Origin of the sequence: Vibrio floridensis (assembly GCF_021852965.1) — a bacterium.
Lineage (GTDB): Bacteria > Pseudomonadota > Gammaproteobacteria > Enterobacterales > Vibrionaceae > Vibrio > Vibrio floridensis.
Genome location: NZ_JAKGCY010000002.1, coordinates 414,722 through 430,353, shown reverse-complemented (window position 1 = coordinate 430,353; position 15,632 = coordinate 414,722). Strand labels below are relative to the sequence as shown.

At 45.7% G+C, this 15,632-nt stretch carries 10 protein-coding genes; 3 read left to right on the top strand and 7 right to left on the bottom strand.

Annotated features, from left to right (window positions below):
* The first annotated feature begins 166 nt into the window (after positions 1 to 166).
* The 3 genes from LZU85_RS06220 (at position 167) to LZU85_RS06210 (ending at position 4,242) form a co-directional block, all read left to right on the top strand.
* Positions 167 to 925: a sulfite exporter TauE/SafE family protein gene (locus tag LZU85_RS06220; RefSeq protein ID WP_237286693.1), complete on the top strand. Its 759-nt coding sequence runs from the start codon at positions 167 to 169 to the stop codon at positions 923 to 925.
* A 159-nt stretch (positions 926 to 1,084) separates the two neighbouring features.
* Positions 1,085 to 2,821 (top strand): methyl-accepting chemotaxis protein, encoded by a 1,737-nt coding sequence (locus tag LZU85_RS06215; RefSeq protein WP_237286692.1) that lies wholly within the window; start codon positions 1,085 to 1,087, stop codon positions 2,819 to 2,821.
* 260 nt (positions 2,822 to 3,081) lie between these two features.
* Positions 3,082 to 4,242: an HD-GYP domain-containing protein gene (locus LZU85_RS06210; RefSeq protein WP_176299681.1), complete on the top strand. Its 1,161-nt coding sequence runs from the start codon at positions 3,082 to 3,084 to the stop codon at positions 4,240 to 4,242.
* Positions 4,243 to 4,249: 7 nt separating this feature from the next.
* On the opposite strand, the gene LZU85_RS06205 is transcribed toward LZU85_RS06210, so the two are convergent.
* From LZU85_RS06205 to LZU85_RS06175, 7 genes are all read right to left on the bottom strand, one after another.
* Complete coding sequence (locus LZU85_RS06205; RefSeq protein ID WP_237286691.1) at positions 4,250 to 4,789, bottom strand: tetratricopeptide repeat protein; 540 nt, start codon at positions 4,787 to 4,789, stop codon at positions 4,250 to 4,252.
* Positions 4,790 to 4,798: 9 nt separating this feature from the next.
* Positions 4,799 to 5,374, bottom strand: coding sequence for an HD domain-containing protein (locus LZU85_RS06200; RefSeq protein ID WP_237286690.1), 576 nt, complete (start codon positions 5,372 to 5,374; stop codon positions 4,799 to 4,801).
* Between the two features lie 53 nt (positions 5,375 to 5,427).
* Positions 5,428 to 6,027, bottom strand: coding sequence for a hypothetical protein (locus LZU85_RS06195; RefSeq protein ID WP_237286689.1), 600 nt, complete (start codon positions 6,025 to 6,027; stop codon positions 5,428 to 5,430).
* Positions 6,028 to 6,170: 143 nt separating this feature from the next.
* Positions 6,171 to 8,486: a hypothetical protein gene (locus tag LZU85_RS06190; protein WP_237286688.1), complete on the bottom strand. Its 2,316-nt coding sequence runs from the start codon at positions 8,484 to 8,486 to the stop codon at positions 6,171 to 6,173.
* 64 nt (positions 8,487 to 8,550) lie between these two features.
* Positions 8,551 to 11,154: a hypothetical protein gene (locus tag LZU85_RS06185; RefSeq protein ID WP_237286687.1), complete on the bottom strand. Its 2,604-nt coding sequence runs from the start codon at positions 11,152 to 11,154 to the stop codon at positions 8,551 to 8,553.
* A 10-nt stretch (positions 11,155 to 11,164) separates the two neighbouring features.
* Positions 11,165 to 11,611 (bottom strand): hypothetical protein, encoded by a 447-nt coding sequence (locus LZU85_RS06180; protein WP_237286686.1) that lies wholly within the window; start codon positions 11,609 to 11,611, stop codon positions 11,165 to 11,167.
* Between the two features lie 201 nt (positions 11,612 to 11,812).
* On the bottom strand, positions 11,813 to 15,463 hold the full coding sequence (locus tag LZU85_RS06175; protein ID WP_237286685.1) for an immunoglobulin-like domain-containing protein: 3,651 nt from the start codon (positions 15,461 to 15,463) through the stop codon (positions 11,813 to 11,815).
* Between the last annotated feature and the right edge of the window lie 169 nt (positions 15,464 to 15,632).

Sequence of the window (15,632 nt, the reverse complement as noted above, 5' to 3'; positions counted from 1 at the left end):
AATCGCCTGCCGAGATCACTGTTTTTCACAAATTTACTGTTTGTCATGTAACCAAATTGTTAACTTGAGGATAGCGTTCAGGCGTGAGCCATCTGTAACTGGCCAAGCGCACGCATCATCATCAATCTCAGCGTCACTCGACGCCAAAAAGGACGAACCACATCAAATGGATTTTGCATTGCTGTTCTTTGCTGGAGTCTTCGGCGGAATGCTTAATTCCATCGCCGGAGGGGGCAGCTTTATCACCTTCCCTGCACTGATGGCGATCGGCATTCCACCGGTTGTCGCCAATGCCACCAATACTTTTGCCAGTTGTGCGGGTTACATTAGCGGCGCATGGGGTTATCGTCGTGAGCTCTATGAACAAAAGAAGATCGTACCCAAAACCATCGTTTTTAGCCTGATCGGTGGTATGTTGGGGGCTTTTCTTCTCTTGAACACCAATGAAGCCGATTTCTTGACCGCCATCCCTTGGCTCTTGCTCTTTGCGACCCTGCTGTTTGTGTTTGGCGGTGCCATCAATCAACGGTTAAGCAAAAGCAAGCGCAACAAGCCTCATCCAATTCTGCTCTGCCTACCAGCGCTGTTTTTGATCCTAGTGTCTGCTTATGGTGGTTTCTTTAATGCGGGATTAGGCATTGTGACGCTGAGCTACCTTACCCTTTCTGGTCATCGAGACATCATCACGATGAACGGGTTAAAGCTGTTGATTTCTACCAGCGTTTCATTGGTCGCCGTGATCATCTTCACCTTCGATGGTTTAATCGATTGGTGGAACGGTTTTGTTGTGATGTTGGGCAGCATCACTGGCGGATATATCGCTGCCGTCGTGGTAAGAGGCGTGAATAAAATCTGGGTTCATCGCTTTGTGACTGTCACTTCTTTTGCCATTACGGGTTACTTCTTTGTAAAAATCTACACCTAACTTATTGTGCAGCTCCAAGTTATCTCTGCAAACGAATGCAACTTGTTTGCAACAACGGCACAGCTCACTTAATATTGAGCCAATTGTTAAATTGAACAGCTGTACGGCGCGGTAGGAATGCTGCGTTTTCATTCGTCACTTTTAAGGATGTAAAGTGTTATGACTCCGCTTTCTTTTAAGAACAAGATAATTGCGCTGATTATTGCCATTATCTCGCTCACCATCATCACTTCTTACTTTAGTGTTAACTATTTTATCAGCCACTACATTCAAAAAACCGACAGTCAAAACATTACCCACAATGTAGACCTGATTCAGCGTAAGCTCGAGAACGAGCTCAATAACCGACTCGCCCTCGCCAATAGCCTGAACTTCAGCATGATGGACATCAGTGACACTAAAGAGAGCTCTGGTTTCGATAAGATCATTAAAATCGTCAACGGCTATGCCTTTGACGACAGTGGAAATATGGGTGAAGAGGAAGCACAGCGTTACATTGAGATTGCGGAGACGCATGGCGACACCACCATTGTTAGCCCTGTGACTATGGTCAATGGCGAGCCTTCGATTACGTTTTCGTTGAAACGTATTGATGACTCGGTGGACTTTTTTGTTGTGAATCTTGGCCAATTTCGCCAAGTGGTGGAAGAGTATGCAGCCGATGGCAGTTATGCAGAACTTTCCGCAAATGGCACCGTGATTTTCACTAACAAGCAAGGTAACAACCTCACGCCGATTTCTCGTTCTGTCGAGTTTGCCGGGCAACGTTGGGAGCTTGTCGGTTACATCGATATGGATAATATCCAATCCAACACCGACCAACTCAACTGGATGATTACATTAGCGCTGCTGGTGTGCGCTGCGATTATCATTGTCACTAGCGTGATTCTTCTGCATGTTTCTTTTAAACCACTTAGCCGCTTGAACAGCGTGGTGGCCGACCTCTCGCAAGGTAACGGCGATCTAACCCAGCGTTTAGCGATTGAATCGAAAGATGAAATTGGCCAAATATCACACTCTATCAACCTGTTTATAGAAAAACTACAGCAGATGTTTATCGAAGTGGCCGACTCCTCGAAAGAGATCGACCAAGCCGTGGTCGGGTTAAGCTCGCAATCTCGCTCAAACCTGCGCACGCTCAACCAGCACACGCAAGAAACCGAACAAGCGATCACCGCCATTGAAGAGATGAGCGCCAGCGCCAACTCGATTGCGCAAAGTGCCGATGATGCTGCGCTACTAACCGAACGCACCAATCGTTACGCTGACGAGTCTAAGCAAACTGTTACCAGTGCCGTAAACAGTGTGAGTGGGCTGGTGACTCAAGTATCATCCATGTCGCACACCATCTCTCGCATGAATGACGATACCAAGCAGATTACCTCTGTGTTGGAAGTGATTGGCGCGATTGCGGAGCAAACCAATCTTTTGGCGCTGAATGCCGCGATTGAAGCCGCTCGAGCTGGTGAGCAAGGACGTGGTTTCGCGGTGGTTGCCGATGAAGTACGAGCCCTCGCCTCGCGCACTCAACAAAGCACCACCCAGATCAACGAGATGCTGGCCAAGCTGAAAACCACCACCGAAAACGTGGTGAAAGAGATGGATTCAACTCGAAACCGATGTGAAGAGACAGCTGAGCGCACCAACCAAGTGATGGATTCGCTCAATGTGGTCACCGATTCGGTTGCAGAAATCAACAATCTCAACACCTTGATGGCAACCTCAGCGATGGAACAGCGCCAAGTGACGCAAGAAGTGAGCAAAAACATGGCGGCAATTCAAGAGATGGTGCGCGAGCTCAACAACAACGCGGCGCAAGTGACCTCGGTCAGCGATGAGTTGCAAAACACCTCTCATGCCTTAACTGACGTGGTAGGCCGATTTAGGGTTCAGTAAGCCATCCACGTAATCTTCCCGTTTACTTAAAGCACCATCTTTGATGGTGCTTTTTCTAATATCCTGATTTAAAAGAAACTGTGCATAAACGCACATCGTTTTGAATCCCTGCTCAAATTAACCACATTTTTCATGATGAAATTCTAAATTCGCGACGTTGAGTGTTAATAACATGTAGCATTTTTGATACATTTTTAGCCATTAGTTGCGAGGCAGGTTCCATTTTGTTCGGAAAAGCCTCTAATAGGAACAGAGGCCCCATGTTAGATTATCTCGCGATGAACAACATCGCTGCCCAAGATAAAGAGATCGTTGCCATACTCGATGAGCTATTCCAGCATTGCGTCGAGTGCTATCCCACATTCAGCCGTTTTTCTGTGGCACTCCTTGGTGACAAAAAAGCCTCCAACTATTATGTGCAGGATCGCCTGCTCTCTAAGCAAACGTCCCAGCAATTGGATTATGTCGATCATGAGTTGCGCATAGACTCTGCCCTTACTGGTCTTGCCTATAGCAACAGCATTCGCATTGTGGATAATCTAAGCACCATGGTGCAAACCGAACGCGTTTCTCGTTTGCTTGGTCTCGGCCACCGCAGCAGCTACACCGTCCCACTGAATTATCGCAATAAAACTCTCGGCTTTATCTTTTACAACGCAGCGGTATCGAGCTTCTTTTCAGATGACAACATCCAGAAAGATTTTGCCTTTCTGTCCAATCTTGTCGCGCACCTGTTTATTCATTTACATGAAAACCAAAAGCACTTTCAATCGGCACTCTCTGTTGCGCTGAACATGGGCCATGCTCGCGACCCCGAAACCAAAGAGCACCTCATTCGCATGGGCAAGATCAGTGAATTGCTGGCCCGATTATTGGCCAATCAAAAACCCGAAATTACCCACCAATTTATCCATCGCATTCGCCTCTACGCGCCGTTTCACGATATTGGTAAGTATAAAATTCCCGATCACATTCTCTTTAGCGATAAACGCTTTACTGCTGAAGAACGCCAGATCATGAATATGCACACTATCTATGGGGAAGAGATGATTGAGGAGGTCATTCGCTTGGCCAACGCAGAACTGGTTTCCGATGACGAAGTGGCTTTCATCAAACACATTGTTCGTCACCATCATGAAGCCTTTAATGGTGAAGGGTTGCCCGATCAACTCGCAGAACAATCCATCCCATTAGAAGCGCGAATTGTCACGCTGGCGGATGTGTTTGACGCGCTTTTGAGCCGCCGTGCCTATAAGCCCGCCTGGTCGGTGGATGCGGTTATGGACTACATAAGAGATAACACAGGTCGACTGTTTGACCCAGAATGCGTTAGCGCCTTAATCGACAACTTGGAACAGTTCCTCGCCATTCGCGATAGGTATCTCGATCAAGAAGAACTCCCTAAAGGATGTGTGGCTTAATGTTGCGTTAAAGTAAGGCACTCTCGTTATCGGGTAAGCAGCTTAAGTAGAGTTGTTCCGCTTGTTGAAACTGCTTTTTTGTTTCAAACATGACCCCTAAGTTAACACACTCATCGGCACTGCCTTTGGCTATCGCTCGGCGATACCAAGTTTCGCTCTCGGCCAGCTGACCAAGCTGCGCATAGCTGTACCCTAACTGATAGAGCACACTCTGCTGAGTGAACTCGTTCAGTTTCTCTACGTCCGCATAGGCGCGTTTCAACCATTCAATCGCCAGCAGATAGTCATACGCTTGAGCACTGTAACTGCCAAGCAAATAGGCTTGGTATTCGGCTGGGTGCTTTTCAAATAGCTCGAAATCCAGCGATGCGCCATGTTGCTGCAACAGCGTGTAGGCCTTTTGAAAAGTGGCGGAATTTTTATCCCACTGTTTGAGGTTGTTTTGCACGGCATAAGCCGAGCTGCTGATTGCTAGCAATAAGAGTAGGTTGATGCTATGCCGTATGAAACCAGTATTGACCATCTTGGGTGCCACTCTGCTCTTCACTCCTTCCTTTTACTGCTGCTCAGCTTGCGGTGAACAAAACGCCGCGTAATCGTCAATGCGTGCGTTTAATCGCTGCGCAGCGCCTGCATCGGCACGGCCCAAGGCATCTAAAATACGCTGCGCTTCATCGCGATAGGCAGCAATTTTTTCACGGCTCCAGTGGTGTGGCGGTGGCGATAAATTGGTGATGCGATCGCACAGCTTCACCAGCCATATTTCATCTGGCTGCTGTTGTATCCTCGCCAGTGAATCGGCCATTTGTGCTGCCTTATCGCCTACCTGCTTGTTTTTGCTCAGCGCCAACACGCCTTGCGCCACTTGCTCCCCAAACGCTTCTTCCACTTGCTGATAACGGGTTGAAGTATCTTCAATCACATCATGCAGCAGCGCCACTTGCAGTGCTAAACGGCCATCAAGATCGGGGCGCGATTTAAGTGCATGCATCACCTCCATTGCCACCGCGCCTAAATGCACACAATAAGGCAAGTGCTCATCAGGCCGTTGGCCTTTGAAGGTTTGCCCAGCATGGGCGCGCGCTGCAAAGTACCACGCGGCCAAGTAATCATCGGGGTTCCAGTTCATCATCTGTCCTACTTGCTTACACTTACCTCAGTATGCTGCCTTTAACCTTGCCTTTATCACCACACCTTCGGCACAAACTGGCAGCGCAGTTGACCGCGCAGCCAGTTGTCTTGCTGGATGGTTTGGCGCAAACCTCGGTGGTAGTCGTTAAAGGTGCCGAGCATCAGCGCGCACTCTTGGCGGCGGCTGTTTTCATGGCGGCACAGGCTGAGGGTTTGGCCATCAAACTGCGCGTAGAGGGTGAAACCATAACGGCCATCAGCCGTGCTTTGTTTCACCGCTTGCGCCGGTTGCTTCGCCAAGAGATCGAGCGCCAAGGGCTCGCTCGCTCGCCATTTTTTATTAAAGTACAGCTCGCTATTTTGCAGCACACATTGCACGCGCTCGCCATATTTGGCGTTTTCACGCGCCAACTCCAACTGTGCTTGCTGCTCTTTCAGCGCTTGCTCGCGTGCTTGTTGCTCTGCTAAACGGCGCGCTTCACGTTGCCTATCCAACTCGGCTTGTTTTAACTGCGCGTCATACTGCTGCTCGGGGGTTAATGCCAGCCATTGGGCTTCGCTCATGCCCAATGGGTAACTGGCGCACGCCGTCAGCAGCAAAGCGCACACCACACTGCTCAAATAGGGTTTGAGTAGGTTTAAGCGAGTTTTCATTACATTTCCCCTAGTTCGATGCCATCAACAAAAATGGCGCGGTGTGCACAGGCAAAAAAACCAATCACTGTCCGGCCCGCACCAAGCCACATTTATAAATCACTCTCAATAATCACTAACATACTATCTATTGATAAAGTTAATCACTGCGTTGCATCATCAAAATGAATGATTGCTTGCTGCCTTCGCCAATGTTCTTGATAGTCTTTCTCTAACGGCAACTTTTCTAACAACTGATGTTGTTGCAACGTTACTCGTGCCAGTTCGCGCCAGCGTAGGCACAGTTCTATCGGCAGTTTGTCGGCCAACTCTTTGGGCAGTTCACACACTTGTTTCAGCACCTGTTGGTTTTGCTCGGGGGTGAAACCTTGCTGGGGCAGTGAAAGTAGGATTTGCAGCAACAACCCTTCGCTGGTTTGTTGCGCCATTGGGTAGCGTGTTTGGTGCAAGGTAAAGAGTTCGAGCAATGCCTCGAACGCCAACGCCTGCTGCCCTGCTTGCTGATGTTGATAATAGCGGCACAAGGTGGTGATTAAGCGCGATGCCCAGTTGGGCGCAGTATCGCTTTCGTGGTTTTCTTCACTTTGATTATGTTGTTTGGCTTGCGCGCTCGGCTGTGCCAATAACCAAGCAATGGGCGATGGCAGATGCTCGCAGGGCAAAACGCGCAGCAAGGGGCCAAACTTTGTCTGCAAATGCGCAACAAACGGCTGTAATGGCAACTGCTGAGACTGCACATCCATCATCAGTTCTTGCAGAACCGCCAGCACAGCACTGGGCAGTTGGCTTAGCGGCAGCAACAAGGCATTGTTTAGGCGCATTTCGGTATCGTATTCGTAACGCTGACTATCTTGCAGATAGTTGCCTTTGGCCCACATCACATCGGCAACACCGTGGAAAAAAGCCACGCGCTGCGCAAACTGCCACCAACGCAACACTCGCGCCATGTCGCACGCATCACCATTGGCGTTTTGCCGTTGCGATTCAAAAAGCGCACTCGCGTCAATATTAAGCCGCTGTTGGTGCAGTTGATAAAACTGCTCGCGCCCTTGGGGTGGTAACAAGTTTAACCAGTTCAGCAATAACGCTTCTGGGGTATAGAGCAAGAACTGGTGGAAGGCGAACACAAGCGGTGTCTCTAGTTGCTTGAGTAACTGCTGCGCTTGTTTAGCGTGCCAAACGACAAATTCTGGCGATTTAACCCGTGCAGCAATGGCATCACAGGCGGCTAAGAAACGCTGCTCGCGCTCTGCCACATAGGCAAACCCCGCAGGGCTAAACGCATCGCGATGTGCTGGATAAAGAGCATCGTACTCACAAAAGGAGGCCAGTAACGATGGAAATAGCGTTGTGCATTTTGGCAGGTTTTGCAGCCATGTTAACCAACGATTTTGCTGCGCGACATCCAACTGGCAAGCATCACGTTGAAGTAGATAGAAGACGCGCTGTTGGCTATGCAGCAACGATTGCGGCAGCCCTTCTCGCTCGGGGAAAATATTCAGTTCACGCCACAGCAGTGGTAACTGGTATAGGGTGAAGTCCAGCGCCAAGCTGGCTGTGGCATCGGCTTGGCGTTGGCACAGTAACAACCCGGTTTGAATCGCCAGCAAATGCTGGTAACCATCATGCTGTTCCACCGGAAAATAAGCATGTTGGCGGCGCAGATAATCGCTATAGTAGGTGGCATCGCTATACTCGGCGCGTTGCTCGTCACTGAGGGTAATAAACTGCTGACAAAGCCGATGAATGGCGTCACCTTCGGCGGCATCTTGCGCCAACACTAGCCAGAGCGAGGCAGAAAAATTGACACTATCGTGAACATAGCTGGCAAAGGTGCGGTTTTTATCGATGTATTGCGGGCCAAGGGTATCAACAAGCAACTGCAAATCGGCGGCCAAGGCGCTGGCCAATGCTGGCACCTGTTGCGGCACCACTAGCAACAGCTGTGTTTGTTGCTGCTGTAGCGTATGGCGTAGCTCAATAGCGTGCTCATGCACCTCACGCAGTGCTTTAACCTGCGGCAACCAATACGACCACGGCAGCAGCGCATACAGCAGTAACGAAGTGAAAAACACCGCCACCACCGCCACTTGGCCAAATGGCGGTAGCGATAACATCAGTGCTCCACCCAACAGATACACGGCGCAGAGCAGCGCAAACTTAGGCAGCGTGCGTAATAAATAACTGTGCAAACACAGCAGTAAAAATAGCGCTGCCATCGCCAAATACATCAGCGCCTGTGCCCAAGCCGTAAATAACCAAGCGGGCTGCTGGTTTAAAGTGTCGCTAACGCTTAGCAGCGCAAACAGCCAAGCCACCGTAAGGGATGGCAGCAACTGCAACCACGCCTTAAACGCCCCGCGCCACTGGGTTAGGGTAAAACCTAGGTAGCGCTGGGAGCGTTTAGGCTGCGTGATGAGTATGGCTACACTACTTTGTACCGTGTAATTCTGTCCCATACCGGTAAGCTAACAATCAGAGGTCAGGTAGTAAATGGTCAGAGGATTCATCATTGGCCGAAAGCTACAGTTTTGTACAAACATACTTTTCAATCTCACTTTGAGATAAGTTATTTAATCCCATACGACCCAAAAAACCATGGTTCCACTCACCATCCCAGAAGTAAATGATATGGTCAGAACCTTGTGTACATTCGACACGATACGAAGCTGCCCCCATTATTTTGCCATTCGAAACAACGCGCTTTACTCCTCGTTGATTTGTAGCAACTGTGTTTGATTTAGCCACGGCACCTGCTGTAGCCGTAGTGGCAACAGCCGTTGTCGCAGTATCTACTGCATCTGTACTCGCATAGCGCCGCGATTCCATACGCTTGGTATCTTCACCAACGAACTGATTGTAAAGCTCGCCTGTTTTGGTAACTATCGAGTACATTGTTCCTGATTGCCTTGGTGCCGGTGGTAACTGCGCAAACGCACTGAATGCTAGCTTTTGGGTACCTTTGGCTTTCGGTTCTTTTGCGGCGACAAGTGACACTGATTTAATTTCTGCTGAAATCTTTGCGACCCCACCGGGATAAATGATCGTGTATCCGCCTAGCGTTCCGCGATCTAAATACGCAGTCTGAAATGCGCCAAACCTTACCGTATTCTGAATCGTTGAATTTTCTGGGCTCAATCTTGAACTTACTGTTTGTTCCAGACTAATACGTGGCTTGGAGGTTGAAGTCCCTGTAAGCTTTGCTTTTACTTCCTTTTCCAGTGGTAGGTTGAATGAAAACTCAATCACCACATTAAAATCATGATACTGGGGGACAAAAGGCGCGTTGCTCCATAACATCAATTGGTAACCAACGCTGGCGGTCGCGTTAACTTCGTAAGAATACTGAGAAGCCCAACCCCAACGCGCAATTTTTCGGCCATCAACGGAAGAATCTAAGTTTGTCAACTCTAGCCTAAACAGCCCTTCTTTGTTTTTGATTGATTCAAAGGCAAATGCCTCCAAAATCTTATGGTGTTCCGTTGTTTTGGCCAACTGCTGTGACTTTTGACCATCACTTGGTAACAACGTTAATTGATACGCTCGGAATTGTGCTAAAAATTGCCCCTTGTCTCTTAACAAAGCAACATAGATCTCTTTGGTCTGTTGGTATACGTCTTGATATTTCGTCTTGGCAAAATCCTTTAGATATTTTTCATAGTCGTTTTCTGAAGTCAGTATCTTTGAAATGCTGGTGAGGTCCTGTTTTTCGCCGGACAAATCGTATGCTTTCTTCAAAGATGCATACGTATTCTGCGCTCTGTACAGCGACAGTAATTTCACCTTGGCCAAGGCTGAAATTTCCGAATTTTTAGTATTCCGTTTAGAAAAATCAATCAACTGCTCTTCTGAGGTCAATAGGGCCAGTTCAGATTTCAAATCGCCATTTTCCTTTGACCAAAGGTACGCGTTTTGGAAACCCGACACCGTTTGTTTCGAACGATATAAACCGATCAGTTCACTCTTTGCCGAATACACAACAGGTAACGCGACCGCAGGCGAGTAGAGCTTTACAAATTCTAAAAGTGCGTCTTCACCTTTGATCAATGCGTACTCGGAAGATAAATCACTCGAATCACCAGACCATTTAAACGCATTGCGATAACCTTGCACACTTTTCTGTTCTCTATAAAGACCAACTAGTCGATTCTTCACGTCAGCTGCAGAGCTGTGCGCTTTGTATTGCCCTAAGTAACTGACTAATACTGCCGTATCTTTAGAATACATCGCGTCTTTATATAAGAGCGTGCGAATCGCCTCTCTACTGGATGCAGTAATTGATTGATATCGTCTCTGTTGCTCTTTGCTGGCCGCCAACGTTACATCTTTACTCGTTACCCAACCATGCTGTTGGTTCTCTAATGTGACCCATAAGGCATCTGAATTACTTTCGATCACCATTAATTGCATCGCAGGGCTAAGACGAGCCTTAACATTTGTAAACTGCGGAGAGTCGTATAAGTTTGTTTCCCGAACTAATTTAGGTTCAGAAATCAAAGTATTTACTTTTTTGTCGTTATATTTCTGAATAAACTGTCTCAGTTGAGAGATGTTTTTAGCATCCAATTTTTCATATTCAATTTCCAGCACCGAGAACAGTGCTTGCCGAGAGAAATAACTCCCTTTTGTTACTTCGGAAAATTCCTCCAAGCCCTTTACATCTTTTGCATTGGTCAGCCTAGCCAACTCATTGATTAAAAACTTTGAATATTCACCGGGATCTTGTTGTGAAAGATATTGATGGTAGATGGCTGAATCGTTCTTTTCTTTTGATAATTGATAATATGCCTCGCGCTCTTTTGCTTTGTGATGCGATTTTACTGCAACATCCAAGTTGAGCTGGTTTTTTGATTCAAACTCCGATGCATTATTAAAATATTCAATTGCTGATTGCGGCTCTTTTTTGGCCAATTTAAGTTCACCTAGCGCTGTCAGTGCATAAAACTGTCCGATACTCACACCCGATGCTTCATATCCTTTTAATGACTGCTCAAAGTGGCTTTGAGCACTATCTAGTTTATTTTCAGACAAGGATTGATAGCCATGCTGCAAGTGTTCTGTATTGGACAACTGACCAGCACAACCCAATAGCAAAAATAACAGTAAATAGCTGATTCTCTTAGCCACGACAATTACCTCAAAACTTAAAAGTAACGGTATATACAAACTCATTATTTTCAGGAATGTAACTTAACCCCTGAGAAATATTACTCGCTTCAGAACGTAAGTTAGAAGCTTCATTGTCAAAATATTGTCCTGCGAGATAGCCAGCTGCAAAAACCGCGAGCCCCGCATAGAAAGCGATACGACCATCTTCACTAAATGTGTATTCTCCACTTCGCGTTTCTTCTAATGTCGCAAAAGCATATATAAAGCTACCTCCCCCAACAACATAAGAACTCCAACGTGAAGTATCTGCATAGACGTCATTTCTATCTGCTGCCGAAAGTAAATCTTGGTAACGCTCCTCTTGTTGCTCTAATTTATCGAGATCGAGAGCAGAGGGTGCGGCATTTGGCATGGTGTTAGCTAAACCACTGTTAGCAAACAACACCAAAGACAAAAACGTAATTATTTTTTTCATTTCAACTCCATTAATTAAATAGTAAAGCACGCTATTTTAAAACGTAAAAAACATAAAAACATTCGTTACTATTGAAAATATAAAACTCAACAACAAGCAATGGAAATCAAAGCAAGCTGATGGGTATATAGTATTATTTTCTGACTAAATCATGAATAAATTACACTAGAGTCATAAAACTTCATGACTCTAGTGAACTATCTAATTAGATACCGTTTTACTTGTTTTTAAGTCCTCTGAAATATCCTTTAACCAATGCGATGGTTTAGATGAATGATTAGTTCTCGCTCTTTGACTTAAAAGATCCCCATTAATTATACAACCCGAGTTACATGGAATAATTCGACCATCTTTTATTTCAAAAACTTTCCACCACCTCCCTTCACCAGTTGAAGGCGCATAATAAGTAGTATCTACATCACCAGTTTGTAACCTTACTCTAGCTTGAGAGGTTGAAGTAATCGAACCGCTACCAGAAAAATGATGAACGGCATAAATGTAATACGCTTCATGTTCTATATTGTTGATTGTAATTGTTTCAGGGCCGTAGCTACTTGTATCATCAACATCGAGTTTCGCGTCACCTGCAACTTCATTGTTATAAAAAACATGATAAAGCTGTTTTCCAGTTGCATCATATTTGATTAGATGCGAATCGAGATCATTTGGGTCAACGTTCCATTCCAATATAGCGCTTAAGTCTCCTTGAGCAAGATGTGATTTTGCGATCATACTTACTTCACAAATATTGTTTGTATTAGCGCTAACCGTACAAATTTTTCTCGCATCATTGTAACCTTCTTTCTTAAATGTGATGCGATAATCGCCATTCGGTTGAGTAACTATATGAGATGCACTTACGGTCGTTCCTCTATCAATTTCTCTTTGCGGATTATTTATTTGATAGCTAAACCCTGAAAGTTGTCTACCGTTTGCTGCGTCTTTGATCGATAAGGTTAGATCACCCATTGCCTCACTTGGTAAACTATTTTTAACCAAAGTGACCAGAGGGAACTGCAATCTTGATTCTTCAATCGTATCAGCTGTCGATATAGCTTGCGTTTTTGCCATTCTGAACACACCATCTACACGACTCCTCACTAAAAGGTGATATTGGGTGTTCGGCAAAAACTCAACTTCAATATTGAAATGGCCATTTTGATCTGTAGCAGCCTCTGAACTCTCAACTCGCCTGTTATTCGCGTAAACCCAAACCACACCATCAGATAATGGACTCGTTACGCTATTTTCACTTACGACGACAGTACCATTAATCTGAATAATGGCTGAGGTTGGGGCTGGCTGGGAAGGTGTTAATTTCAAGAAGTCGTTCACATAGTGCCAAGTACCATGATTACAATCGGTTGCTGATTGACAATTATGTAGCCCCACCTCTGTCAATCTAGGCATATACATGACTATTTCTGTTAATGAGTTCAGTAAGAAATTCGGAGTAAATCTTTCCTGTTCCTTATACGCACTCGTTCGATGGTTATAACCAAACACATAGTAATTAGCTGCTGAAGAATCTTGATTATAATGTCGAATCTCCTTAATACCATGTGCCGTCTTAAAACCATGTCCCGTCGATTTAAAGTATTTGAAAGACGCATCACCATATTTTGGTATTTTCCAACTATCGAGCCACTCTTCTTCATAGTGATCAATTAAATAATTATCCATACCACGATCAAACGAAGAGACGTTCATAGGTAACAAATGTTCTTCATAATGAAGTGCCGGATTCGCCTTTAACGGGCTAGTTAAGAAACCGGGGTGGAAACGCTGACCTTGCAACGATATCAAATTATCCCCAATGCCAGGATTGGCGACGCTTGTATGCAATAAATCATAGGTCAATGAACAACTACTGTTGCTCGAAACGGACTGTTCAAATTTACGATCCTCACAGTGTACATTACTAGGTACTAGCCCAATCAGTACTTGGGTTTTCACATTCGGATAAGATTGCAGTGTTTGTGCGAGTTTATAGCTGATGTAGCCCTCTGAATTCTCAGTTCCATAGAGTTCATTGCCCTCAAATTTTTGTACCTCTACTCCAGCTTGATAGCATGTAATGGCAGAGCAATTTTCTATAAGGGCTCCTAGACCACCATTACGCCCTTGTGGAAATTCGAGCTCTACACCTTCATCAAACGATACTAGTTTCTCACTGCCAAAGACACCAGAATGAGGTGTACCTACCGTTGTCAATGTTTGAACATAATCTTCAACATAATATTGTTCGGGATAAGAGGTAGCCAAACCCTGAACTAAGGTTCTAGATAAAATTCCGCCAAACGAGTGAGCAACAATATTTACTTTCTGCCCTGTTTTTTCTGCAATCAGTTTAACCGCATCTGCTAGTTCAGTTGCGACATCTTGAAACTTCGCATTAGTGCGCCACTGAAAAACAAATGGAAGATATTTACCGTTGTCCCATTCATTTATGATCGTAGGGAAACGGCCGAAATAAAGCCCGTCTACAGCATTATCTTCTTCCTGGTTGTAACCACCAAGTTCTCCAGAATTAATAAAGCCGTGAACCAGCAAAACAGCAATTTTTCCGTTTATTTCTTCGTTATCAATAGCAACGGGACTGCGTAGCGCGCTTGCACACCTTACCTTCGCGTGCTTAGTTTTTTTCCCATTTTGAAGTCTTGGATGCATCCCTCGCACGGAAGCGCCTGCATATCCGCTCTCATCAAACAAATCTTCCTTACCTTGCCAAACATAACTCAATGCAAGGTGATTGAACTTTTTACTCTCTTTGTCCGCCTGACTATCTTCACTCTCTTCGTCCTCCGGACTACGATGCCCCCAAACCATCTCGTTAGCTGAGAGATCTTTCCTGTTTATACCAGGCTTGCACGCTTGATCGACTCCATTCGCGGAATAGATAGCTAATGCATCTGCAGCGATCATGTTCTCTTTAGCAAACATCGCTCGATTGCTTCGAAATGTTGGCACTTCAATGGTGTAGTTATGTATGATTTCCTCAACGGATGGTTGTATAATATTCAACGCCGCCATTTCCGCTTCAGGCATAGCAGGCTCAGACTCTAGGCTAAAGCTGACTTCGCCATCCACATCGATACCAATATCGTATCTAACGTTGTACTCTTGGCTAAGTTTATTCGCCTCTACCGAGATCGCGATGTCTTTCCAATCGTTCTCTATTGTTCCACCTGATGCACCAAGCACACCGGATACCAAGGTAATTTTGTTTAAGATCGAAACAACTAAGGTTTTGCGTTTGCTAATCGTCTCGCCTTCAACCGTCGCAATAACATCAAATGAGATTGTCGTGGCCTCGATCGCAGCCTCGGGGGTAATGGTAATAAGAGCATTTTCGTCAATCGTTATCCACTCTGGGTTGTTTTCTAACTGAATAAAGGCGTTTTTGTCTGCCCCGTCAAATTCGGGCGTAACTGCAATTGTTCGAGCCTTTCCCGGAAAGACGTCTATATATTTTGATGGTGATGTAAATAGTTTTGTAATTGAAGATACTGGTGCAGCGACAACCGTTATTTCTCTTGTCAGAGTAACTTCATTACCCGCGGCATCTTTCGCAGTATAAGTTATTAGGTACGTTCCAAGAGCTGAAGTATCAACATCCCCACTAATGACAACTTCAATGTTCCCGTCGACTTCATCAATAGCCTTCGCTCCTGGCTCTACATAAGGGGTATCTAAAATAAGTTCAATATTGTTGCTTCCATTTAATGTTACAACTGGAGGTGTGTTATCTACTTGCGCATCCCCACCACTTTCACCGCCGCCGCAACCATACAAGGTGGGGGTCAGCAAACTGGCGAACAGTAGCGATTTGACGAGGTTGTTACTTAGCATCACAGGTTTTCCTTTTCTGCATAGGGCGGTCATAAATTGGGCGTTCACACTTCGTGAAGCCAAGAGGATTGTTTTTCTCGGCGGGCAAGCGTCGCGCGCATTTTGCGAATATTTTCCTTGGAAATTATCAACTTCATCAATAGCTGTTCAGCAAATTGGCACGATAGTC